The organism is Sphingomonas zeicaulis, assembly GCF_050433225.1.
GTDB classification, from domain to species: Bacteria; Pseudomonadota; Alphaproteobacteria; order Sphingomonadales; family Sphingomonadaceae; genus Sphingomonas_D; species Sphingomonas_D zeicaulis.
The window spans coordinates 695,464-718,744 of sequence record NZ_JBNPXQ010000001.1 but is presented as its reverse complement, the minus strand read 5'-3'; the positions used below and the strand labels follow the sequence as shown (position 1 = coordinate 718,744).

The 23,281-nt window shown below is 68.1% G+C and carries 21 protein-coding genes and 1 riboswitch; of the genes, 16 read left to right on the top strand and 5 right to left on the bottom strand.

All coding sequences use genetic code 11. From position 1 onward, the window contains the following. Positions 1-9 precede the first annotated feature (9 nt). From FHS96_RS03485 to FHS96_RS03455, 7 genes are read left to right on the top strand one after another with little or no spacing between them, the layout of a single operon-like run. Positions 10-924: an SDR family oxidoreductase gene (locus FHS96_RS03485; protein ID WP_429587976.1), complete on the top strand. Its 915-nt coding sequence runs from the start codon at positions 10-12 to the stop codon at positions 922-924. Continuing rightward, positions 924-2,054, top strand: coding sequence for an acyl-CoA dehydrogenase family protein (locus FHS96_RS03480; RefSeq protein ID WP_429587975.1), 1,131 nt, complete (start codon positions 924-926; stop codon positions 2,052-2,054). Before FHS96_RS03485 ends, FHS96_RS03480 begins: the two co-directional genes overlap by 1 nt. Continuing rightward, positions 2,051-2,833 carry an SDR family oxidoreductase gene (locus tag FHS96_RS03475; protein ID WP_429587974.1) on the top strand — a complete coding sequence of 261 codons (783 nt, stop codon included), beginning with the start codon at positions 2,051-2,053 and terminating at the stop codon, positions 2,831-2,833. The genes FHS96_RS03480 and FHS96_RS03475 overlap by 4 nt, the downstream gene beginning before the upstream one ends. Next, entirely contained in the window at positions 2,830-3,297 is a 468-nt protein-coding gene (locus tag FHS96_RS03470) for a MaoC family dehydratase (RefSeq protein ID WP_429587973.1), read from the top strand. Before FHS96_RS03475 ends, FHS96_RS03470 begins: the two co-directional genes overlap by 4 nt. A 2-nt stretch (positions 3,298-3,299) precedes the next feature. Then, positions 3,300-3,686, top strand: a complete 387-nt coding sequence (locus tag FHS96_RS03465) for a nuclear transport factor 2 family protein (RefSeq protein WP_429587972.1) — start codon at positions 3,300-3,302, stop codon at positions 3,684-3,686. After that, positions 3,679-4,878, top strand: coding sequence for a thiolase family protein (locus FHS96_RS03460; protein WP_429587971.1), 1,200 nt, complete (start codon positions 3,679-3,681; stop codon positions 4,876-4,878). Before FHS96_RS03465 ends, FHS96_RS03460 begins: the two co-directional genes overlap by 8 nt. A gap of 29 nt (positions 4,879-4,907) precedes the next feature. Further along, a complete protein-coding gene (locus FHS96_RS03455) occupies positions 4,908-5,657 on the top strand; it encodes an SDR family oxidoreductase (RefSeq protein ID WP_429587970.1) in 750 nt (249 codons plus the stop codon). A gap of 69 nt (positions 5,658-5,726) precedes the next feature. Here the strand turns inward: FHS96_RS03455 and FHS96_RS03450 are convergent, their stop codons facing one another. After that, a complete protein-coding gene (locus FHS96_RS03450) occupies positions 5,727-6,653 on the bottom strand; it encodes an alpha/beta fold hydrolase (protein WP_429587968.1) in 927 nt (308 codons plus the stop codon). Between the two features lie 108 nt (positions 6,654-6,761). On the opposite strand from FHS96_RS03450, the gene FHS96_RS03445 reads away from it, so the two are divergent. The 4 genes from FHS96_RS03445 to FHS96_RS03430 all read left to right on the top strand — a co-directional run bounded on the left by FHS96_RS03445 (position 6,762) and on the right by FHS96_RS03430 (position 13,059). Next, positions 6,762-7,658 (top strand): LysR family transcriptional regulator, encoded by an 897-nt coding sequence (locus FHS96_RS03445; RefSeq protein WP_429587967.1) that lies wholly within the window; start codon positions 6,762-6,764, stop codon positions 7,656-7,658. Between the two features lie 101 nt (positions 7,659-7,759). Continuing rightward, the gene (locus FHS96_RS03440; RefSeq protein WP_429587966.1) at positions 7,760-9,388 is read left to right on the top strand and encodes a Na+/H+ antiporter; all 1,629 of its coding nucleotides are present in this window, start codon (positions 7,760-7,762) and stop codon (positions 9,386-9,388) included. Between the two features lie 62 nt (positions 9,389-9,450). Then, positions 9,451-9,659: riboswitch (cobalamin riboswitch) on the top strand. A 113-nt stretch (positions 9,660-9,772) separates the two neighbouring features. Further along, positions 9,773-12,076 (top strand): 5-methyltetrahydropteroyltriglutamate--homocysteine S-methyltransferase, encoded by a 2,304-nt coding sequence (gene metE, locus FHS96_RS03435; RefSeq protein ID WP_429587965.1) that lies wholly within the window; start codon positions 9,773-9,775, stop codon positions 12,074-12,076. Positions 12,077-12,255: 179 nt separating this feature from the next. Next, a complete protein-coding gene (locus tag FHS96_RS03430; RefSeq protein ID WP_429587964.1) occupies positions 12,256-13,059 on the top strand; it encodes an acyl-CoA thioesterase in 804 nt (267 codons plus the stop codon). Positions 13,060-13,294: 235 nt separating this feature from the next. On the opposite strand, the gene FHS96_RS03425 is transcribed toward FHS96_RS03430, so the two are convergent. Next, positions 13,295-14,248 carry a haloalkane dehalogenase gene (locus FHS96_RS03425; protein ID WP_429587962.1) on the bottom strand — a complete coding sequence of 318 codons (954 nt, stop codon included), beginning with the start codon at positions 14,246-14,248 and terminating at the stop codon, positions 13,295-13,297. A 115-nt stretch (positions 14,249-14,363) separates the two neighbouring features. Between FHS96_RS03425 and FHS96_RS03420 the strand changes: the two genes are divergently transcribed. Further along, complete coding sequence (locus FHS96_RS03420) at positions 14,364-14,804, top strand: nuclear transport factor 2 family protein (RefSeq protein ID WP_429587960.1); 441 nt, start codon at positions 14,364-14,366, stop codon at positions 14,802-14,804. Then, complete coding sequence (locus tag FHS96_RS03415; RefSeq protein WP_429587959.1) at positions 14,801-15,370, top strand: EthD domain-containing protein; 570 nt, start codon at positions 14,801-14,803, stop codon at positions 15,368-15,370. The genes FHS96_RS03420 and FHS96_RS03415 overlap by 4 nt, the downstream gene beginning before the upstream one ends. A 54-nt stretch (positions 15,371-15,424) precedes the next feature. Here FHS96_RS03415 and FHS96_RS03410 read toward each other — a convergent pair whose 3' ends face one another. Both FHS96_RS03410 and FHS96_RS03405 read right to left on the bottom strand, forming a co-directional pair. Beyond that, positions 15,425-16,195, bottom strand: a complete 771-nt coding sequence (locus FHS96_RS03410; RefSeq protein WP_429587958.1) for an SDR family NAD(P)-dependent oxidoreductase — start codon at positions 16,193-16,195, stop codon at positions 15,425-15,427. A 31-nt stretch (positions 16,196-16,226) separates the two neighbouring features. After that, a complete protein-coding gene (locus FHS96_RS03405; protein ID WP_429587957.1) occupies positions 16,227-17,366 on the bottom strand; it encodes an NADH:flavin oxidoreductase in 1,140 nt (379 codons plus the stop codon). Positions 17,367-17,580: 214 nt separating this feature from the next. On the opposite strand from FHS96_RS03405, the gene FHS96_RS03400 reads away from it, so the two are divergent. Genes FHS96_RS03400 through FHS96_RS03390 form a run of 3 tightly spaced genes read left to right on the top strand, consistent with a single transcriptional unit; the run spans position 17,581 to position 22,794 of the window. Next, on the top strand, positions 17,581-19,932 hold the full coding sequence (locus FHS96_RS03400) for a TonB-dependent receptor (protein WP_429587956.1): 2,352 nt from the start codon (positions 17,581-17,583) through the stop codon (positions 19,930-19,932). A gap of 46 nt (positions 19,933-19,978) precedes the next feature. Continuing rightward, positions 19,979-21,568 carry an arylsulfatase gene (locus tag FHS96_RS03395; RefSeq protein WP_429587955.1) on the top strand — a complete coding sequence of 530 codons (1,590 nt, stop codon included), beginning with the start codon at positions 19,979-19,981 and terminating at the stop codon, positions 21,566-21,568. Then, entirely contained in the window at positions 21,565-22,794 is a 1,230-nt protein-coding gene (locus FHS96_RS03390; protein ID WP_429587954.1) for an MFS transporter, read from the top strand. Before FHS96_RS03395 ends, FHS96_RS03390 begins: the two co-directional genes overlap by 4 nt. A 4-nt stretch (positions 22,795-22,798) precedes the next feature. On the opposite strand, the gene FHS96_RS03385 is transcribed toward FHS96_RS03390, so the two are convergent. Continuing rightward, positions 22,799-23,257, bottom strand: a complete 459-nt coding sequence (locus tag FHS96_RS03385) for a DUF2721 domain-containing protein (RefSeq protein WP_429587952.1) — start codon at positions 23,255-23,257, stop codon at positions 22,799-22,801. Positions 23,258-23,281: the final 24 nt, after the last annotated feature.

Below are 23,281 nucleotides of genomic sequence, written 5' to 3'. Positions count from 1 at the left end.
GGATAGAGCGTGGGATTGTGTGACGGACGCGTGGTGATCGTGACGGGCGCCGGCGGCGGTCTGGGCCGCGCCTATGCGCTGGGTCTCGCCGCGGAAGGCGCGAAAGTGGTGGTCAACGATCTGGGCGTCGGCACGCATGGCGAGGCCGGCGAAACGAAGGGCGCCGCCGAAAAGGTCGTCGATGAGATCCGCGCGGCGGGCGGCGAGGCGATCGCCGACACCGCCGACGTCGCCGACTGGGATGCAACGCGCGAGACGGTGAAGAAGGCGATCGATGCGTTCGGCGCCCTTCATGCGGTCGTCAACAATGCCGGCTTCGTGCGCGATCGCATGTTCGTTTCGGCGACGCCCGACGAATGGGATGCGGTAACCCGCGTCCATCTGCGCGGGCATTTCTGCCTCAGCCGCCATGCGGTCGATTATTGGCGTGCCGAGCAGAAGGCCGGCCGCCCGGTCGACGCCCGTATCGTCAACACCACCTCCGGCGCGGGGCTTCAGGGCAGTGTCGGCCAGAGCGCTTATGCCGCCGCCAAGGCCGGCATCGCCGCGTTGACATTGGTGCAGGCGACCGAACTGGCGCGCTACGGCATCACCGCCAACGCGCTCGCCCCCAACGCCCGCACGCGCATGACGATGACCGCCTTTGCCGACACGATGACCGCGCTGCAGGATGCCGCGTTCGACCCTTACGCGCCGGAGAACACCGCGCCCCTGGTCGCCTGGCTGGTCAGCGAGGCGTCGAAGTCAGTCACGGGCCAGGTGTTCGAGCCGTTCGGCGGCACGATCCGCATTGCCGAGGGCTGGACCGACGGCCCCACCTCGCCCGATCCCGGCCGCGCCTTGACCGCGGCAGAAGTGGGCGGCGTCGTCGCGGCTCTGGTCGCCGGCCGCGCGCCCGCCAAGCCGGTCTACGGGGCCGGCTGATGGCGCTCGCGCTCTCCGACGAGCAACTGGCGATCCGCGACACGGCGCGCGATTATCTGCGCGACCATGCCGGGTTCGAGACGTTGCGCGGCTTGGTCGACAGCGCTGTCGGCTGGGACGAGGCGCTGTGGCGCGGCTTTGCCGGCGAACTCGGCTTCACCGGCCTCGGCATCGCCGAAGCGGATGGCGGGATTGGGCTCGGGCCGATCGAACAGGCGCTGGTACTGGAAGAACTCGGCCGCACATTGGCGCCGATCCCTTGGTTCGAAAGTGTGGTGCTGGCCGGCGGCATGATCGCGCATGCCTTCGAAGGGCCCGCGCGCGCCGCGCTGCTCGGCCGCATCGCCGGTGGCGAGGCCGCGACTTTGGCGATCCGCGCACAGTCCGGCGCAGCGCTGCCCGCCGGCATCGGCCCGCGCATCACCGACGGCCGCCTGTCGGGCGAGGCGCATTATGTGGCCTTCGGCCATGTCGCCTCGCTGCTGCTGGTTGCCGCGCGACATGGTGACGGTGACGGCGATGGCTGGGACGCGCTGACGCTCGCTGCCATTCCCGCCGACCGCGCCGGGGTCTCGATCGAGCGGGTCACCACGCTCGACCTCACCCGCCCCTTCGCCACGATCCGCTTCGACGCCGTCGAGGTGGCGCCGGACGAGATGGTCATCGGCGCGGGCGAAGCCATTCGCCAGGGCTGGCTGGCGGCGGCGGGCCTGCTCGCGTCCGAACAGGTCGGCGGCGCCGCGCGCTCGCTTGAGGAGACCGTCGCCTATGCGATGGAACGCGTGCAGTTCGGCCGCATCATCGGCTCCTTCCAGGCGGTCAAGCATCGCCTTGCCGACATGAAGCTGCTCGTCGACAGCGCCCGTTCCGCTGCAGACTGGGCAGCGCGCGCGATCGCCGAGGGCGGAGATTTCGCGCCGGCCGCCGCGGGCGCCCGCACCTATTGCAGCCAGGCCTTCCTCACCTGCGCCGCCGACGCGATCCAGCTTCATGGCGGCATCGGCTTCACCTGGGAACATCACGCCCACCTGTTCTTCAAGCGCGCGCGCGGCAGTGCCGCGCTGCTCGACGCGCCCGATACGCATCGCGACGCGATCGCCCGCGCCATCATCGACGAGGTTGCCGCATGAGCCGTAACGTTCCGCCCTACCCCACGCCCCGCAACCTCCTTGCCGGCAAGACGGTGGTGATCACCGCCGCCGCCGGCACCGGCATCGGCTTTGCGGTCGCCAAGCGCGCCGCGGAGGAAGGCGCGTCGGTGCTGATCAGCGATTTCCACGAACGCCGGCTCGGCGAGGCCGCGGATCGCATCGCCGCCGAAACCGGCCACCGCCCGGAGATGCAGCTTTGCGACGTCACCAGCGAGGACGCCGTACAGGCGCTGCGGGATGCCGCGATCGCCAGGCTGGGCCATGTCGATATCCTCATCAACAATGCCGGCCTCGGCGGCACCGCCAATGTCGTCGACATGAAGGATGAGGAATGGAGCCGCGTGCTCGACGTCACCCTGACTTCGGTGATGCGGATGAGCCGCGCCTTCCTGCCGCACATGTATGAGCGCGGCGGCGGCGCCGTCGTCAACAACGCCTCGGTGCTTGGCTGGCGCGCGCAGGAAGGGCAGTCGCATTATGCCGCCGCCAAGGCGGGGGTGATGGCGTTCACGCGCTGCTCGGCGATCGAGGCGGCGGCGCATGGCGTGCGGATCAACGCAGTCGCGCCGTCGATCGCGATGCACGCCTTCCTCGCCAAAGTGACGACCGACGAACTGCTCGCCGAACTCTCCGCGCGCGAGGCGTTCGGGCGGCCGGCGGAGGTGTGGGAGATCGCCAATGTGATGATCTTCCTCGCCAGCGATCTCGCCAGCTATATGACCGGCGAGATCCTCTCGGTTTCGAGCCAGCGCGCATGAGCGAGGCGCATGTCTTCACGTCGCCCCGCGACCTGCTGACCGCGGAGGGCACCCAGCTCGGCCCGACGCCATGGATGCTGATCGACCAGCCGCGCATCGATCGTTTCGCCGACGCGACCGACGATCATCAATGGATCCATGTCGATGCCGAAAAGGCCGCCAACGGCCCGTTCGGCCGCACGATCGCGCATGGCTATCTCACGCTCAGCCTCGCCAACGCCTTCCTGCCGCAACTCGTCGAGGTGCGTGGGTTCAGCCATGGCGTGAATGTCGGCACCGATCGCACCCGCTTCCTGGCACCGGTGCCGGAAGGGTCGCGGATCCGCGGCGTGGGTGAGATCGTGAAGGTGGAAGAGATCAAGGGCGCGATCCAGTCGATCGTGCGCATCACCATCGAACTCGAAGGGTCGGAGAAACCCGCCTGCGTCGTCGACACCATCAGCCGTTATTATCCGGAGGATTGAGGATGCCTGCTCCCGAAGCCATGGTTCGCGCCGTCGAAACCTATGTCGCGGCGTTCGACGCCGCCGATCCCGACATGGTCGTCAGCCTGTTCGCGCCCGACGCCACCGTCGAGGATCCGGTCGGCACACCGCCGCATGTCGGCCACGCCGCGATCCGCACCTTCTACGCCAATTCGATGACCACCGGCGCGAAGCTCAAGCTCGAAGGCCCGGTGCGCGTGGCGGTCGACACCGCCGCCTTCGCCTTCCACGTCACCTTCGCCGATCCCGCGATGCGCGTCGACGTAATCGACCTGTTCCAGTTCGGGGAGGATGGCAAGGTCGTCTCGATGAAGGCCTTTTTCGGCCCCACCAACATGATCGGTTTCGGACGGCCGGCCGATGCGTGAAGCCGTCATCGTCTCCACCGCGCGCACGGGGATCGGCCGCGCCTATCGCGGCGCGCTGAACGACACCGAGGCGCCGGTGCTTTCGGGCCATGTCGTGCGCGCCGCGGTCGCGCGCGCCGGGATCGATCCAGCGCGTGTCGACGATATCTTCCTCGGCGTCGGCACCCAGTCGGGCACGCAGAGCTACAATCTCGGCCGGCTGACCGCTGCCACCTCGGGCCTGCGCAACGTCCCCGGCTTCGCGCTCGATCGCAAATGCGGCTCCGGCCTCACCGCCGTCGCGCTCGCGGCGCGCTCGATCATCGCTGACGATATCGACGTGGCGGTGGCCGGCGGCGTGGAATCGATCAGCCTGACGCTCAACAAGCATGCGATGACCTATCGCAACCGCTCCGAGGCGGTGATCGCGGCCGAACCGCACGCCTATATGCCGATGATCGAAACCGCCGAGATCGTCGCCGAGCGCTATGGCGTCAGCCGCGAAGCGCAGGATGCATTCTCGGCGGAAAGCCAACACCGCGCCGCGGCCGCGCAGGCGGCGGGCCGCTTCGCCGACGAGATCGTGCCGATCGACGTCAGCAAGGCGCTGTTCGAGAAGGACGGCAGCGCTGCCGGCCACCAATCGGTGACGCTCGATCGCGACGAAGGCATCCGCGCCGACACCACGGCCGAGGGGCTCGCCGCGCTCAAGCCGGTCTACAAGGATGGCGCGGTCATCAAGGAAGGCCGCCATATCACCGCCGGCAATGCCAGCCAGCTTTCGGACGGCGCCTCCGCCCAGGTGCTGGTTTCGCGCGCGATTGCGGAGGCGGAAGGGCTGCCGATCCTCGGCATCTATCGCGGCATGCAGGTCGCCGCCTGCGCGCCCGAGGAAATGGGGATCGGCCCGGTGTTCGCGATCCCGAAGCTGCTCGACCGCGCCGGCCTTGCCGTTGCCGACATCGGGCTGTGGGAAATCAACGAAGCGTTCGCATCGCAGGCGCTCCATTGCCGCGACACGCTCGGCATCGATCCGGACAAGCTCAACGTCGATGGCGGCGGCATCGCGCTCGGCCATCCGTTCGGGATGACCGGATCGCGGCTGGTCGGCCATGCGCTGATCGAGGGGCGCCGGCGCGGGGTCCGCCATGTCGTCGTTTCGATGTGCATCGCCGGCGGCATGGGCGCGGCCGGCCTGTTCGAGATCGTCTGAACCTTTTCAACAAGAGCGGGAGAGAGACCATGGCAGGATTGCTGGAAGGGAAGATCGCGTTCGTCACCGGCGGCGCCGGCGGCATCGGTGCCGCCACGGCGCGCGCATTCGCGGCGGAAGGCGCCAAGGTGGCGGTGGCCGATCTGAAGAATGCCGAGGGCACGGTAAAGAAGATCGCGGATGCCGGCGGTGAGGCCTATGCAATCGCACTCGACGTAACCGATGAGGCTGCGGTGACCGCGGCGGTCGACGCCGTCGTAGAGAAATGGGGCCGGCTCGACATCGCCTTCAACAATGCCGGCGTGTCGCTGGAGGATTTTACGACACCCTGGGAGTCGGTAGAGCTCTACGACAAGGTCGCTGCGGTCAACCAGCGCGGCGTGATGCTGTGCATGGCTGCCGAGGTTCGCCACATGAGCCGGCAGGGTTCAGGGTCGATCGTGAACACCTCGTCGGTCGCCGGCATGTCCGGCCTGTCCGGCCCGGGCTACTGCGCGAGCAAGCATGCGGTGGTCGGCCTCACCCGTTCCGCGGCGATGCGCTATGCCGCCGAGGGCATTCGCGTGAACTGCGTCTGCCCCGGCGCGATCAGCACACCGATGACCGAGAGCGATGCGCTGAGCGAGGAATCGCGCGCTTTCATGGCGCAGATGCACCCGATGAACCGCATGGGGCGGCCCGAAGAGATCGCCGATGGCGTCGTCTTCCTCGCTTCGGACCGGGCGAGTTTCATCACCGGGCACCCGCTGGCGATCGATGGCGGCTATCTGGCCCGGTAGGCGCCGCCCTCGTCATCGGGAATGCACTCCTCCCCTCGCGCTGCGCGTCGGGGAGGAGTGGCAACAGCGCTAAGCGCCGCGATCCAGAAACGCCCGCACCAGCTTCACCGTCGCCTCGGGCTGTTCCTCCATCAGCCAGTGCCCGGAATCCGCGACCACCGCCTCGGTGACATTGGTCGCCGCCGCGCGCATGACCACCGCCATGGTCGCCCCGAAGGATTTCTCGCCCCCCACTGCCAGCACCGGCATGGTCAGCTTGCCTGCCGCGAGACTGGCCTTGTCGTCGATCGCGTCCTGGTCGAACGCTGCGAATTGCGCGAAGCCGGCGTGCATCGCCCCCGGCAGCGCGTAAAGCCGGGCATAATGCCGGCGCGAGTCCTCGCTGAACTTCGCGGGTGTAGCGGAGAATTCGTTCCAGAAGCGGTCGAGATAGATGCGCTCGCGCCCCGCCACCAGTCGCTCCATGTCCGGGCCGCCGAAGCGAAAATGCCAGAGCAGCGGGTTCTTCAGAACCTCTTCCCACGGGCCGATGCCCGGAAGCGGCGCATCCATCAGCACGAAGCGCGTCACCCGGTCGCGGTTCGCCGCCGCGAAGGCATAGCCCACCATGTTGCCGATATCGTGGGTGACGAGATCGACCTTGCCGATCTTCAGCGCGTCGAGCAGCCCGGCGACGTCGCGTCCCTGCGTTTTCTTGTCATAGCCACCGGCCGGCCGGGCCGAGAGGCCCAGGCCCCGCAGATCCGGAACGATCACGGTATGATCGCGCATCAGATCGGCGGCGAGCGGCGCCCACATGTCGCCGGTCTCGCCATAGCCGTGGAGCAGCACCACCGCCGGCCCCTTGCCACCGATGCGCACATGCAATGTCGTGCCGTTGGTCGCGATATCGCGCTCGGCGAAAGAAGGCGGAAAAGGCTCAAGCTGCGCCGCTGCGGGCGCGGCGGTGAAAGCGGTCGTGAACAAGGCGATGGCGAGGATGGCTGAGCGTAGCATGACGATGCCCCCGTACGGGGCACCGATGCCCTCGACACCATGCTGCGCGCGATGCACCGTCCGCACTAGCCCATGGGGGCCGAAACTGGCTTTCGGGAAAGCCGAACGATGATGAAGTTCGAAGGCATCGCCGCTTTCGTCGCAACGGCAGAGGCCGGCTCGATCAGTGCCGCTGCGCGCCTGCTCGGCCAGGCCAAATCGGTGATCAGCGAAAGGCTGGCCGAACTCGAACGTTCGCTCGGCACCAGCCTCGTTCAACGCACGACGCGCAAATTGTCGCTGACACAGGACGGCGCCACTTTCCTGCCGCGGGCGCAGCGCATCTTGTTCGAGGCTCGGCAGGCCTCCGCCGAGATCGCCGAGCGGCGCGGTACATTGGCGGGGCCGCTGCGCCTGTCGGCGCCGGTCGGCTTCGGCATCCTCCACCTCGGGCCGGCGCTCTACCGCTTCCTCGCACAGCACCCCGCGATCGAACTGACGCTCGAACTCGACGATCGCTTCGTCGATGCTGCCGCCGATGGCTTCGACGCTGTCATCCGCCATGGGCCGGTCGCCGACAGCCGGCTGATCGCGCGGCGGCTCGCGGTCACCCGCCGCATCCTCGTCGCCTCGCCCGCCTATCTGGCGGACCATGGCACGCCCGCCTCCCCCGCGGAACTCCAGCAGCATCGCGGCATCGTCTACATCAATCGCGAGGCGGACTGGCGTTTTGCGAAGGATGGCGGCTGGACGGTCGTCAGGCCGCGAAACGCGATGCGCGTCAACAACGGCCTGATCATGCGCGATGCGGCGCTGGCCGGTCTCGGCATCACCTTGCTGCCGACCTTCTTCGTTCACCGCGAAATCGCCTCCGGCACGCTCGTTCAGGTCGATGTCCGGGCGGAGGGCGAAGGCGCCGAACTGTTCGTCTGCTATCCGCAGTCGAGCATGGCCTCCGCCAAGGTCGCGGCGCTGACCGAAAGCCTACGGCGCGCGCTGGGCAATCCACCTCATTGGGGCGATTGAGGTCGGCTCAGCGCCCAACCGTGTTTTTCCATCGACAAGCGGTTGACCTGCTGCGCTGCGTTCGCAACAAGGGCGGCAGTCTCAACGATCAGGAAAACGCCTTGGAAATCATCACGATCGTCCTCGTCCTGCTGCTCGCCGTCATCGTGAGTGGTGTCATCTCGAGAATCGTGCCGATTCCCCTGCCAAGGCCTTTGTTCCAGATCGCGCTGGGTGCGGTGATCGGCCTCGTCGCCGATTGGCGCGTCACGCTCGATCCGGAGATCTTCTTCCTGCTGTTCCTGCCGCCCCTGCTGTTTCTCGACGGCTGGCGCATCCCGCGCGAGGAGTTGTTCAAGGACGGCAAGACCGTGCTTGAGCTCGCGCTCGGCCTTGTCCTCTTCACGGTCGTCGGCATGGGCCTGTTCATCCACTGGATGATCCCGTCCATGCCGATCGCCGTCGCCTTCGCGCTCGCCGCCGTGGTCTCTCCCACCGATCCGATCGCGGTTTCCGCCATCGCCCAGCGCGTGCCGATCCCCAAGCGAATGATGCACATCCTGGAAGGCGAATCGCTGCTCAACGATGCGTCCGGCCTGGTCTGCCTGCGCTTTGCGATTGTTGCGGCGCTGACCGGCGCCTTCTCGATACAAGCCGCCACGCTCAACTTCCTGTGGGTCGCGCTGGGCGGCATCGCGGTCGGCGTCGGCGTCACCTGGGGCGTCTCGCGCGCCAAGGGCTGGATCACCCGGCGCTATGGCGAGGATGGCGGCGCGCAGATCCTGATCAGCCTGCTGATCCCCTTCGGTTCCTATCTGGTCGCCGAGCATGTCCATTGCTCCGGCATTCTCGCGGCGGTGGCGGCGGGCGTGACGATGGGCTTCGTCGAGACTACGGGTGAGGTCGCCGCGACCACGCGGATGCGCCGCAACTCGGTATGGGATACGATCCAGTTCGCCGCCAACGGCATCATCTTCGTGCTGCTGGGCGAGCAATTGCCGATGATCCTTTCCGGCGCCGCCGAGATCGTCCGCACCACCGGCCATCATGAGACCTGGTGGCTGGCAATCTACGTGATTGCGATCAACCTCGGCCTCGCCGCGCTGCGCTTCATCTGGGTGTGGGTTTCGTTTCGCTGGACGCTGTTCCGTGCGGGCGAATGGAAGCAGCGGCCGAACTGGCGCGCGGTGGCGGCGATGTCGTTCGCGGGCGTCCGCGGCGCCATCACCCTCGCCGGTGTGATGACCCTGCCGCTGGCGATGGGGGACGGATCCCCCTTCCCCGCGCGCGACCTCGCCATCTTCCTCGCGATGGGGGTGATCATCGTCTCGCTGGTCCTTGCCAGCATCGGCCTGCCGCTGCTGCTCAAGGGGCTGAAGCTCCCCGCCGAAACCTCCTATCAGGCCGCGGAGGATGCCGCGCGCGTCGCCGCCGCGCACGCCGCGATCGAAGCGGTCGAGCGTGCCGAACATGCCATGGCGGAGGGCCATGCGGATGCCGACTTCTATGTCGCCGCCGCAGCGCGGGTGATGGACATGTATCGCGAGCGCATCGAGCGCTTCGATATCGACACGCCCGACCAGCCCTCGGCCCGCGAAATCGAGCGGATCGAGCGTGACTTACGACTTGCCGGCCTCAAGGCGGAGCGCACCGAGCTGTTCCGCATGGTCCGCCGTCGGGAACTGGGCAGCGAGGTCGCCCGCAAGCTGGTTCGCGAACTCGACCTGCTGGAAGCACGCTATGCGGTTTGACCGCCCCATATAACGATATAAAGATTTCTTTATATCATGCTTGACGCGCGCTGTCTCTTGCCCGATGGTGAGGCTGTCGAGGTTCTTCGGCCGGGTTCGCCCGCACCGAAGCTAAGACGGGAAGCCGGTGCGATGCCGGCGCTGCCCCCGCAACTGTAAGCGGCGAGCGGTTGGTCATTACGTGTCACTGGCGGCGTTCGCGCCGCCGGGAAGGCCAGACCATCCGCGCTGACCCGTGAGCCAGGAGACCTGCCTCAGACGCGATAACGTCCACCGGCGGGGTGCCCGGTCTGGCCGCTTGCTCGTCCGCGGCCGGCCTGATGCGTCCGCGGCACTGGTGCGTGAGCCCGTCCGGTCCCCTGCCCTTCATCGGGGTATGTGAAGATGACCGTCACCATTGCCACGCTGGGATTTCCCCGCATCGGCCCGCGCCGCGAACTCAAGTTCGCGCTGGAGAAATATTGGGCCGGAAAGATCGATGAGGCCGATCTGGAGGAGGCCGCCGCCGGCCTGCGGACCGCCGCGTGGGCGCGACAGAAGGCGCTCGGCGTCGACTGGCTGCCCTCCAACGATTTCTCGCTCTACGACCATGTGCTCGATCTCAGCATCATGCTGGGCGCGATCCCAACGCGCTACCGCGCGGCGGGTGATGAGCCTGCCGATCTCGCCACCACTTTCGCGATGGCGCGCGGCACGACCGGTGCCGATGACGGCTGCGGCCACGCGCATGGCAGCGTCACCGCCGGCGAGATGACCAAATGGTTCGACACCAATTATCACTATATCGTGCCGGAAATCGAACCGGACCAGACGCTCGCGCTCGGCCGCCTCAAGATCGTCGATGACTATCGCGAGGCGAAAGCGCAGGGCTATGAAACGCGGCCGGTGCTGCTGGGCCCGGTCACCTGGCTCAGCCTCGCGAAGGGCCAGGGCGTCGATCCGTTCGACCGGCTGGACGAGGTGCTCGCGCTCTACGCCGATATTCTCGGTCGGCTCGCCGGGGCCGGCGCCGGCTGGGTGCAGATCGACGAGCCGATCCTCGTCACCGATCTCTCCGAACGCCAGCGGCTCGCCTTCACCCGCGCTTATGCCCGCCTCGCGCGCACCGGCCCTAAGCTGATGCTGACCACCTATTTCGGCGGGCTCGAGGATAATCTCTCCTTCGCCGCCGCGCTGCCGGTGGCCGGACTCCATGTCGATCTTGCCCGCGCGCCGGACCAACTCGATGCGGTGCTGAAGGCCGCGCCCAGGGAGATGCGGCTCTCGCTTGGCGTGATCGACGGGCGCAATGTGTGGCGCGCGGATCTCGACGCGCTGCTCGCCCGGCTCGAGCCGATCGCCGCCACCCGCGACCTGATCCTCGCCCCCTCCTGTTCGCTGCTCCACGTGCCGATCGACCTGGCGCTCGAACCGAAGCTGGATGGGGAGATCCGGCAATGGCTCGCCTTCGCGGTGCAGAAGATCGCCGAACTGGATCTGCTCAAGCGCGCGCTGAACGAAGGCCGCGCCAGCGTCGCCGAGCCGCTCACCCTCGCATCGCGCGCCGCCGCCGAGCGCAGGACCTCGCCGCGCATTCATGACGCCGCGGTGCAGGCCCGGCTCGCGACGGTCACGCCGGCGATGCGCGACCGGCAGGGCAGCCGCGCCGGGCGCAGCCGCATGCAAGCCGGGGTGCTTGGCTTGCCGCCCTTCCCCACCACCACGATCGGCTCCTTTCCGCAAACCGCCGACGTCCGCCACGCTCGCGCCGAACATGGCCGCGGTCATCTCGACGATGCCGGCTATGAGCAGTTCCTGCGTGAGGAAACCGCGCGCGCGATCCGCTGGCAGGAGGAGGCCGGGCTCGACATGCTCGTCCATGGCGAGTTCGAGCGGAACGACATGGTGCAATATTTCGGCGAAAAGCTTTCGGGCTTCGCCTTCACCATCCATGGCTGGGTGCAGAGCTATGGCTCGCGCTGCGTCCGCCCGCCGATCCTCTATGGCGACGTCGCGCGCCCGCAGCCGATGACGGTGGCGTGGTGGCGCTACGCGCAGTCGCTGACGACCCGACCGGTCAAGGGCATGCTCACCGGCCCGGTGACGATCCTCAACTGGAGCTTCGTGCGCGACGACCAGCCGCGCGCCGCATCCTGCCGACAGATCGCGCTGGCGATCCGCGACGAGGTGGTCGACCTCGAACGCGCCGGCTGCCAGGCGATCCAGATCGACGAGGCCGCGCTGCGCGAGGGCATGCCGCTGCGCCGGCGGGACTGGCAGCCCTATCTCGACTGGGCGGTCGACGCCTTCCGCCTCTCTGCCGCGGGCGTTGCCGATGCCACGCAGATCCACACCCACATGTGCTATTCGGAATTCAACGAGATCCTGCCCGCGATCGGCGCGATGGATGCTGACGTGATCTCGATCGAGACCGCGCGCTCGCAGATGGAGCTGCTGGAAGGCTTTGCGCGCTACCGCTACCCCGGCGAGATCGGGCCGGGCGTCTACGATATCCATTCCGCACGGGTGCCGGCCGAGACCGAGATGGTCGAGCTGATGCGGCTCGCCCAGCAGCATCTCCGGCCCGAACAGCTCTGGATCAACCCGGATTGCGGCCTCAAGACGCGCCGCTGGGAAGAGGTGCGCCCGGCGATCGCGGCGATGGTCGCCGCTGCCCGCACTTTGCGGGCCGGCTCGCCGCGGGTCTGATGCGGCTTGACGCCGCTGCCGCATCGATCGATGGCCGCGGCGTTCGAACAACGACGGAGAGCCGGGGCAACACCGGCGCTGCCGCCCGCATTTCATGTGCGGGCGGCCCGATCGCCGCGCCGCGCTATGGGCCGGGAGACCCGCTTTCCACACCTCCGCCCGCCGAAGGATCTGATGCCATGACTGCTGCCCCCACCGCTTCGGCCACAGCCTCCCAGGTCGCGCAGCCCACCGCCCCCGTGCAGCTCATTGACATGGTGTTCCCGGGAGACGCCAACCATCATGGCACCTTGTTCGGCGGCGTGGCGCTTGCGCATATGGACAAGGTCGCCTTCCTCGCCGCCGCGCGGCACGGGCGGGTGCCCTTCGTCACCGCGTCGTCGCAGAAGATCGATTTCGCAGCACCCGCGCACGTCGGGGACATGGCCGAGGTCACCGGGCGGGTCGTGCGCGTCGGCAACAGCTCGCTCGACGTCGAGGTCGAACTGGTTGCGGAGGGGCCGGTGTCGGCGGAACGGCGGCTGTGCACGCGCGGGCGCTTCACCATGGTCGCCGCCAAGGGCCCGGACACCCGCCTGCCGCTGCCGCCGCTCGATCCCGCGCCGGCCGTCGCTGATGAACGGGTGTTGCGATTGGTCGACATGATCTTCCCCGGCCAGACCAACCATTTCGGCACGCTCTATGGTGGCGACGCGCTCAAGATGATGGGCAAGGCCGCCTTCATCGCCACCAGCCGCCACGCCCGCGCAGTGATGGTGATGGCGGCATCCGACCGCATCGATTTCACCTCCCCGATCCGTGAGGGCGAGATGGTCGAGCTGGTATCCGAGGTACGGATGACCGGGCGCAGCTCGGTTCGCGTCGCGGTGGAGCTGTGGGCGGAAAATGTGCTGACCGGTGAGCGCCGCCACGCCGCGACCGCGCTGTTCACGATGGTCAGCGTCGACCCGGCCGGGCGTCCGCGCGCGTTCCAGCCGCGCTGAACGCCGCGATCAACAGGGCGAGATCATTAGAGGTCGTGGCGCACGGAACGCTCGTAACGGCCATCGAGCGCCGCGACGTCGGCTTCGCCGCGTTCGACGAGCGCGACCGGCGTCTGCCCGACCATGGCCAGGCGGTCGCGATCGATCCGCGGCGCCCGCTATTTTTTCGGGCGCGAATTCCGGTCTTCCTCGGTGCGACACCTGGTCGGACCTGGTCAAGCGCAGCTAACGCGCCTCACCCCAGATCGCGCAGAAAAGCCACTAGCGCCGCCGCCAGCGCCTCGCCCTGTTCCTCCTGCACGAAATGCCCCGCCCCTTCGATCCGCACATGCGGTGCCTGCGCCGCGCCCGGCACGCGGCGGCGGAACACTTGCTCCCACGCCGCGGTCGCCGGATCGGCATCGCTGAACGCGGTCGCGAACGGGCGGTCGAAGCGCTCGAGCACGTCCCACGCGGCGCGGTTCTCGGCAATGCCGGGGGCGCCTTCGTTCGCCGGGATCAGGCAGGTGATCGCCAGCGCCGCCGCCTTGTGCCGGGCATCGGGAAAGGGCGCGTCATAGGCCGCCAGCACGTCGGGTGACGGGCGGGTGACGCAGGTCGCGGCGATGATTTCGCTCACCGCCAGATCGTCGCTCGTCCGGCAGAGTTCGATCCATGGTGCCACGATCGTCCCCGGCCAGTCGGCGACGCCGCGCGGGGGCGGTTCGGCGTTGGGGAGCAATGTGTTGGTGGCGAACACGCCGACGAAGCGATCGGGCATCTCGCTCAGCAGCCTCAGCCCGATCGGCCCGCCCCAATCCTGGCAGACCAGCACGATGCGGCGCAGATCGAGTTGCTCGACGAAATCGCGGATCCAGCGCACGAAGCGATCCTGGCTGTAGGCGGCGCGGTCCGCCGGCTTGTCCGACCGGCCGAAGCCGACATGGTCGGGCGCCACCGCGCGCCAGCCCGCGGCGGCGACGGGGCCGATCAGCTTGCGATAGAGGAAGCTCCAGCTCGGCTCGCCGTGGAGCATCAGCACGGTGCCCGCGGCCCCCGCCCCGCCCTCGTCCAGATAATGCATCCGCAAGCGGCCGAGCGCGCCGCCATCGACATCGAGATAATGCGGCGCGAAGGGAAAATCGGGCAGCCCCGCGAAGCGCGCGTCGGGCGTGCGCAGCACCTCGTTCGCCATACCCCTCTCCAACATATTGCGAATCCTGTATCGCCACTTGATACGCATCGCGAATAGCATCTTGCAACAGCATAGCGGTTCGCGCACGTTCCGCGCCGGACGGTCACGAGGCCGCTGGAGGGAGAGGATCATGCTGTCGCTGCAGGAATTGTCGGATCGCGTCGAGATCCAGGATCTGATCGCGCGCTATGCCCATGCGATCGACGACCAGGATTGGGACGCGCTGGACCGCGTGTTCACCGAGGATGCGGTGGTCGACTATACCGAACTGGGCGGCGCCAAGGGCAGCCGCGCGGAGACCAAGCGCTACCTGGCCGAGGCGATGCCAAATTTTTCCGCCTTCCAGCACCTTTCCACCACGACGAAGCTGGATCTGGACGGAGACCGTGCCAAGGCGCGCACGATCCTGTTCAACCCGATGGTGATGCAGCATGAGGGTGAGGAGCGCGTGTTCTTCATCGGCCTGTGGTATTGCGACGACCTCGTCCGCACGCCGGAGGGCTGGCGCATCGCGCACCGCCGCGAGCAGAAATGCTGGTCCTACAACGCGCCCGCGGGGCTGCTGCCATGAGCGCGGGCGGCGTGATCAAGACGATCGGCTTCATGCCCCGCCGCCCGGACATCAGCCGCGCCCAGTTCCGCGAATATTACGAGACGCGCCACGCGCCGCTGGCGGTGCCATTGTTCCCTTTCATCCGCTATCGCCGCAACCATCTGGCGGACATGGATGTGGAACCGGGCTTCGACTGCATCTCCGAATTCTGGGTGCCCTCGCTCAACCAGATCGGCGAGCTGATGGCAGGCGAGGTCGGCGATACGATGCGTGCCGACGAACGCAACTTCCTCGACCAGCCGCGCATCGTCGCGGCGCTCGCGGATCCCGTAGCGACGGGGTGCGATGCGGGGAGCGTGATGGTGCTGCTGCGCAATGAGGGGGGTGATGTGGAGGCGTTGGTGGCGGCGGCGCGGGAGGCCGGGGCGGGGCTGGATTTGCTGTCGCCGATGGATGAGCGGGTGTTGCCTTGCGATGCGATTTGGCGGTGCGAGAAATCGGTGAACGAATACTGCAAAGGTTGGCGCACCGCCCGCACTACAACCGTCGATACGCATGATACAAATCTGGAGACGCTAAATTAAGATGTCACAGACGTAACAGTTTAAGCGTCTTTCAAAATCAATGCACAATGAGCTTCAAATCGCCGTCTGCCCGCCATCCACCGCCAGCACCGCCCCCGTCACGAACCGCGCATCATTCGACAACAAAAACGCCACCGCCGCTGCGATGTCCGCCGGTTGCGCCATCGGGCCCAGCAGTGGCGTCATGCGGGTGAACAGGCCCATGTCGACGCCGTCGATCGCGTCGAAGCCGCCGGCGATGAGGGGGGTGTCGACCGCGCCGGGGCAGATCGCGTTCACGCGCAGCCCGCGCGTCGCATATTCGGCAGCGACGGTGCGGGTGAGGCCGAGGACGCCGCTCTTGGAGGCAGAATAGGCCGCGGCATAGGGTGTCGCGACGAGGCCGGCGGCGCTGGCGATGTTGACGATCGCGCCCTTCGTTTCCGCCAGCGGCGGCAGCGCGGCGCGGGTCATCTGGAAGACGCCGGAGAGGTTGACCGCGATCACCCTTGCCCATTCGGCGTCGCTGGTCGCCGCGACATGGCCGAAGCAGCCGATGCCGGCGACATTGGCCAGCCCGTCCAGCCGCCCGAAGCGTTGGACCGCGCTCGCTACCACTGCGTCGCAGGCGGCGGGGTCGGTCACGTCGAGCGCGATCGCGGCGCAGGTGCCGCCGCTCTCCACGCCCGTGGCGACGAGGCTGGCGGCGGTCTCCTCCGCACCGGCGAGGTTGATGTCGGCGCACAACACCTGTGCGCCCTCCTCCACCAGCCGCGCCGCCGTCGCTCGGCCGATGCCGGAGGCGCCGCCCGTCACCAGCACCGCCCGATCCTGAAACCGCCGCATAATCCCTCCCCGCCTGTTCGTCGTCGTTGGTTCAAACCAATGTCGTCAGCGCCGCCAGATCGAGCGGGCGCAGCTCCGCCTCGCGGCCTTCGCGCACCTTTGCCGGCCATTCGGGATCGGCGAGCAGCGAGCGGCCGACCGCGAGCAAGTCGAATTCGCCCGCCGCCAGCGCTTCCGCCACCGCGTCCAGCCGCGCCAGCGATACGCCGGGCAGGCTCGCGCCGGGGGTCGCGGCTTCTTCCTCTGTGAACAGGCCACCGAGGCCGATCGAGCCGACCGCGATCGTCGGCAGGCCGGTGAGCGCCTTCGCCCAGGCGGCGAGGTTGCGCGGGTCGCCGGCGAAGGCCGGTTCCCACGCCTCGCGCTGCGAGCAATGGAGGATGTCCGCCCCGGCCGCGACCAAAGGCGCGAGCAGCCGGCCAAGTTCTTCCGGCGTCTCGGCGATGCGCGCCGCATAGGCGTCGATCTTGAACTGCGACAGGCGCAGCAGGATCGGGAAGTCGGGGCCGACCGCGGCGCGGCAGGCAGCGATCACCTCCGCCGGGAAGCGCGCGCGGTTCTCCGGCGGGCCGCCATAGACGTCGCCGCGGCGGTTAGTCGCGGGCCACAGGAACTGGTCGAGCAGGAAGCCGTGGCCGGCATGGATCTCGATCCCGTCGAACCCGCGCGCCTGCGCCGCCGCCGCGGACAAAGCGAAGGCTTCCGCCACCGCCGCCATGTCCATCCCGTCCATCGCCGATCCGCTGGGGCCGCGGCCTGCCTCCAGATCGGCGATGGCATAGCCGGACGGGCCGATCGCGGGGGCGCCGCCCAACGCGTCCGTCTTGCGCGCCATGCCGGTGTGCCAGAGTTGCGGCATCAACTTGCCGCCGGCAGCGTGGACCTCCGCCAGCACGTGGCTCCACCCGTCGAGCGCATCCTCGCCGAAGAAGTGCGGGCCGGTGCCGTCATAATCGGCAAGGTCATGCGCGATCGCGGCGGCGCCGGTGATGGCGAGCGCAACGCCACCCTCGGCGCGGCGGCGGAAGTAGCTGGCGTAATCCGGGTGCGGCCGGCCGGCGGCGGCGTGGGCGCGGCCCATCGGCGACATGACGATGCGGTTGGGGAGGTTGAGGGTGCGGGAATGGAACGGGGTGAAGAGGGCGTGGCGGGGGTTCGAGGCCTCGCTCATATCGCCCCCTCCCCTGAAGGGGAGGGGCTAAGCTCGGCCGTAAGCGCGCATACGCTTCGGCCGTTCACCGCCACCGCGTCACCGTTGCGAACATTCGTCACCCTCTCCTAACTTTACGCACATTTACATATTCTTGTTATCGCACCTACACTATGCGGAGATATAATCGGCATTCAAGCATCAAAATGAATGCAAAGCCCAAGGGGAGGACGGGATGCGCAGAGGGTGGCTGATCGCGGGCGTGGCGGTGCTGGCATGCCCCGGTGCCGTCGCGGCGCAGGAGGGCGGCGACATCATCTCGACCTCCTATCGCGTCACCGACGACGACATCGTCGTCACCGCGCGGCGACGCGAGGAGAGTGCGCAGGATGTGCCGATCGCGCTGACCGCGCTGACGGGTGCGCAGGTGACGGTGCCGGGCACGATCGGCCTCGCGCAGGTGCAGCAGCTTGCGCCCAGCCTGCAACTGACCGCCACCAACCCGCGCAACACCAACATCAACATCCGCGGGCTCGGCGCGACGCCGGCCTTTGCCAGTCTGGGGCTGGAATATGGCGCGGGTGTTTATGTCGACCAGGTCTATTACAGCCGGCCGGCGCAGACCGCGTTCGACCTCTACGATCTCCAGCGCGTGGAGGTTCTGCGCGGGCCGCAGGGCACCTTGTTCGGCAAGAACACCACCGCGGGCGCGATCAGCCTGACCACCGAGGCGCCATCCTTCACCCCCGGTTTCCGCGGCGAGATCAGCCTGGGCAATTACCGATCGCTGCAGGCGCGCGCCACCGGCACCGCGCCGATCACCGACAGCATCGCGGTGCGGCTGACGGTGACGAGTGCGCTGCGCGACAGGGGCTTCCAGACCATCCCCCGGCAGGGCGGGCGGCGGGTGCATGATCTCTCCAGCTTCGGCGCGCGCGGGCAGATATTGTTCGACAATCATGACGCGTTCAGCCTGCGGCTGATTGGGGATTATTCGTCGCTCAATCAGGATTGCTGCACCGGCGTCACCACCACGATCCGCACGACGCGGATCGACGGCAGCCCCCTCCCCAACAATTTCCTGATCCGCACCGCGCGCGCCGGCTATGTGCCGCTGCCGATCGATCCCGACGCGCGGCGGCTGGAGACCAACCGGCCCTTCACCGTCGACATGGAGACCTATGGCGGCACCGCGATCGCCGATTATGATCTGGGCGCGGCGACGATCACCTCCGTCACCGGCTGGCGCAAGCTCAGCTACAAGCCGGCGACCGATGGCGACGTGATCGGGCTCGACATCTTCGAGAATGCCGGGGTGCGCGAGGATCAGGAGCAGTTCAGCCAGGAACTGCGCGTCGCCAGCAACGGCAAGCGGACGATCGATTATGTCGCCGGGCTCTATTATTTCTGGCAGCGGATCGATGATCGCTTCTTCACCATTTATGGGCGAGACGCGGCGCTGTGGATCCTGGGCCCGGCCACACCCGGCGGAACCGCGCCCTCGGTCGCCGGCCAGGCGGCACTCAACGGGCTGTTTGCGGATGGCGCCGCCACCGCGCGCACGCGCAGCTACGCCGCGTTCGGCGAGGCGACATGGAACATCGCCGACACGCTGAGCCTCACCGGCGGGCTGCGCTATACGCATGAGAAGAAGGATGGGTCGTTCGGCCAGATCCAGCGCGGGCCGGCGCTGACGCCGGCGGAAGTGTTGCTGGGCGCGCAGGCGATCCGCAACAGCTTCGCCGCCAATATTGCGACCTTCCTCGCCGAGACCAAGGAGGACAATCTTTCCGGTCGCGCCACCGCATCGTGGAAGCCGGTGGAAGGCGTGCTCGCCTATGTCACCTATGCGCGCGGCTTCAAATCGGGCGGGCTTAACCTCAACGCCACCGCCGCGCCCAAGGTGATCGATCCGGAAAAGGTGCAGAACTGGGAGGCGGGGCTCAAGACGCAGTTCCTCGACGATCGCGTGACCCTGAACCTCGCCGCCTTCACCCAGACGGTGCGCAACTATCAGAGCCAGCAGATCGACACGCGGATCGCGCAGACCGCCTATATCGCCAATGTCGGCACCGTCCGCTCACGCGGGTTCGAGGCGGACATGCGGGTGCGGCCGGTGGCGGGGCTCAGCCTGTTCGCATCCGGCGCCTATACCGATGCCACCTATCGCAGCTTCACCAACGCCCCCTGCCCGGTCGAATATCTCGGCCTCGCCGCGGTGTGCGACCTCAGCGGCGAGCGGTTGCCCGGGGTTTCCAAATGGGCGGCGAGCGTGGGCGGCGAATATCGCGCGGCGTGGGGCGACGGGCTTGAGCTGGTGCTGTCGGCGGACCATGCCTATCGCTCCAGCTTCTACACCACCTACAATCTCGCGGCGGACTCGCTGGCGGGCGGCTACCATCTGACCAACGCCAGCATCGCCCTGCGCGCAGCGGACGGGCAATGGGGCGTCGCACTGTTCGCGCGCAACCTGTTCGACACGACCTATGAAAGCATCATCAATCCGTCCGCGTTCAACACCGGGCAGTCGACGGCGATATTGGGGGATCCAAGGACGTGGGGCGTGACGTTGAGGACGGCGTTGTGAGGGGGGCGATGATGTCTGGGCCGCGCAAACGCGGGGGTGCGCGATCATGACCGCCCCCAACATCCTCCTCATTGTGGCCGACGATCTCGGCTTCTCCGACCTCGGCTGCTTCGGCGGCGAGATTGCCACCCCGCATCTCGATGCGCTGGCCTATGCCGGCACCCGCTTCACCGATTTCCACTCCGCCCCCGCCTGTTCGCCCACGCGGGCGATGCTGATGACGGGGACCGATCCGCACCTCGCCGGGATCGGCACGATGCTTGAGGTCGCGCAGCCCGATTTCGCGGGGGCGCCCGGCTATGAGGGGCATCTCAACGATCGCGTCGTCACCGTCACCGAATTGCTGCGCGACGGCGGCTATCACACAATCCTGTCGGGCAAATGGCATCTCGGCGAGACCGCGACGAGCATTCCCGCCGCGCGTGGCTTCGATCGCTCCTTCGCGTTGCTGCCCGCCGGTGCCAGCCATTTCGCCGGCGAGGGGCTCGATCGCTTCTCGATCGTCACCACCGCCTATCAGGACGATGGCAGGCCGGTGGATCGGCTGCCCGACGATTTCTACTCGTCCGACCATTTCACCGACCGGCTGCTCACCTATCTCGCCGAGCGACCGCGCGACCGGCCCTTCTTCGCTTATCTGCCGTTCAGCGCGCCACATTGGCCGCTGCAGGCGCCCGACGACAGCATCGCGCGCTATCGTGGCCGCTACGACGCCGGGCCGGAGGCGTTGCGCGCCGAACGGCTCGCGAAGCTGACCGCAATGGGGCTGTGCCCGCCCGACGCGGTGCCGCATCCCTTCGTGGATGGGCAGGACTGGGCCACGCTGACGCCGGCGCAGCGCGCCTGGTCCGCGCGGACGATGGAGGTCTATGCCGGTATGGTAGACCGGATGGACTGGAATGTCGGCCGCGTCGTCGAGGCGTTGCAGGCGGCGGGCGATCTCGAAAACACGCTGGTGCTGTTCCTTTCCGACAATGGCGCTGAAGGCGCGATGGTGGAGGCGATGCCGATCGTCGGCGAGATGATCGCCGCGCAGATCGAGGCGCATTTCGACAACAGCCTCGACAATCTCGGCCGGCCGACGAGCTGCTGCTGGTATGGCCCGCGCTGGGCGCAGGCGGCCACCGCGCCTTCCCGCCTGCACAAATCCTTCCCCACCGAGGGCGGCATCCGCGTGCCCTTCTTCGCCAGCGGCCCCGGCGTGCGTGGCGGTGCGATCAGCCACGCGTTCAGCACCGCGATGGACGTGCCGATGACCTTGCTCGACCGCGCCGGCCTTCCCTTCCCCGCCGACTATCGGGGCCGTGCGGTGGAGCAGCCGCGCGGCCGATCGATGGCGGCGCATCTCGCGGATGGCGACGTGCCCATCCACCCCGCCGGTACCGAGACTGGCTGGGAGCTGTTCGGCCGCCGCGCGATCCGTTGCGATCAGTGGAAGGCGGTGTGGATGCGACCTCCCGAGGGCGTCGGCGTGTGGCAGCTTTACGACCTTGCCGACGATCCCGGCGAAATCCGCGACCGCGCCGCCGACCAGCCCGAACGGCTCGCGGCGCTGGTCACCGCGTGGGAGGAGTATGTGCGGCAGGTCGGCGTGGTCGAGGGGCCGGTAAGCCTGTTCGAGATCGACGCGGCATGAGTGTGACCGGAGAAAGGCTGACCCGCGCGCATGTCGGGCTGATCGCAATGCTGGCGGTGGTGGTGATGTTCGAGGGGTTCGACATCAGCGCGACCAGCGTCGTGCTGCCCTATCTCGCCGAGGATTTCGGCGCGGCCGCTCCGGAACTGGGCCGCGCGCTGGGCGTGATCGCGCTGGGTTCGATCGCCGCCTGGCTGCTTGTGCGGCTGGGCGACCGCTTCGGCCGGCGGCCGATCTTGCTGCTCTCCGCCACCGGCTTCTCGCTGGGGTCGCTGGCGACGGTGCTATCGGACTCGGTCGCGCATTATACCGCGATCCAGCTCGTCACCCGCGCGCTGCTGGTGACGCAGATCGCCACCGCCTATCTGATCGTCAGCGAGACCCTGCCCCCCGCCGCGCGCGGCCGCGCCAACGGGCTGCTCGGCGCGTTCGGCAGCTTCGGCGCGGCGCTGCCCTTCCTCGTCCTCGCCCCCGCGCTCGCCAGCCCGCTCGGCTGGCGCACCTTGTTCGTGATCGGCGCGCTGCCATTGCTGCTGATGCCGCTGCTGCTGTGGAAGCTCGCCGAAACGCCGGTATGGCTCGCCGCACGCGCGGAAGGGTGCCCGCGCCTCTCAGCGTTCGGCGAACTGTGCCGGCTGGCGTCGCGCGACCTGCGTCGGCGGTTCGTGGCGATGAGCCTGATCTGGTTCATCGTCAACTTCGCCACCGCGGTCTCCAGTCTGTTCTTCACGCTCTATGCGGTGCAGGAACGCGGCTGGGTCCCCGGCGATTTCGCTCGCATCGCGCCGATCGGGCTTGCCGGCTGCTTCCTCGGCTATCTCGGCACCGGCTGGCTGCTCGACCTGATCGGCCGGCGCTGGACGGTGACGGTGATGATGGCGGCGCTCGGCGGCCTCACCCAGTTCTGCTACACTGCCCAGGATTGGTGGGCGGTGGCCGCCGGCTTCCTCGGATTGCAGGCGGCGCTCGGCGTGTGGGTGGCAACCTACACGCTCAATTCCGAACTCTTTCCCACTGAATTGCGCGCCGCCGCCAATGGCTGGTGCCACAATCTGCTCGGCCGCTGGGGCGTGGTGATCGCGCCGGTGCTGCTGGGGGGCCTGGCGGCCAAGCTGGGCGCGATCGGCCCGGCGGCGGCATGGCTGGCGCTCAGCGCCTATCTGGCGATCCCGCTGGTGTGGATCGCACTGCCAGAAACCCGCGCACGGGCGCTGGATGCGGGCTAGCCGCTTATTTGTCTTTCTCGAGCAGTTCGCGCGGCACCCGCACGTTGATGATCGCCAGCCGCACCTCATAGGCGAAGGAGATCAGCGCCGCCGTCAGCAGCATCATCGCCAGCACGAACAGCACCGCCACCGGCACGCCGGCGCGCAACTGCGCGAGCGAGGCGACGAACAGCAGCGCGACCAGCAGGCAGACCGCGATCGCGCTGGCGACGCTGAGCGCGATCGACGCGCTCACCACCTTGATGCGGCGGTCGATCAGGCGAAGCTCCCACACATGGCGCTCATGCTCGGCGCCGGTCGATTCTCCGTGCAACGTTGCCAGGAAGCGCGATCGATCGACGACGCGCTGCAGCCGACCAGCCAGCACGTTGAGGATGCCGCCGATGCCGGCCAGCAGGAACACGGGGGCGACCGCGAGCTGGATCGTGTGGGCGATGTCGGTGACGGCGGGTCCGCTGAGCATCGTTCAAGGGTGGCGATGCTCGAT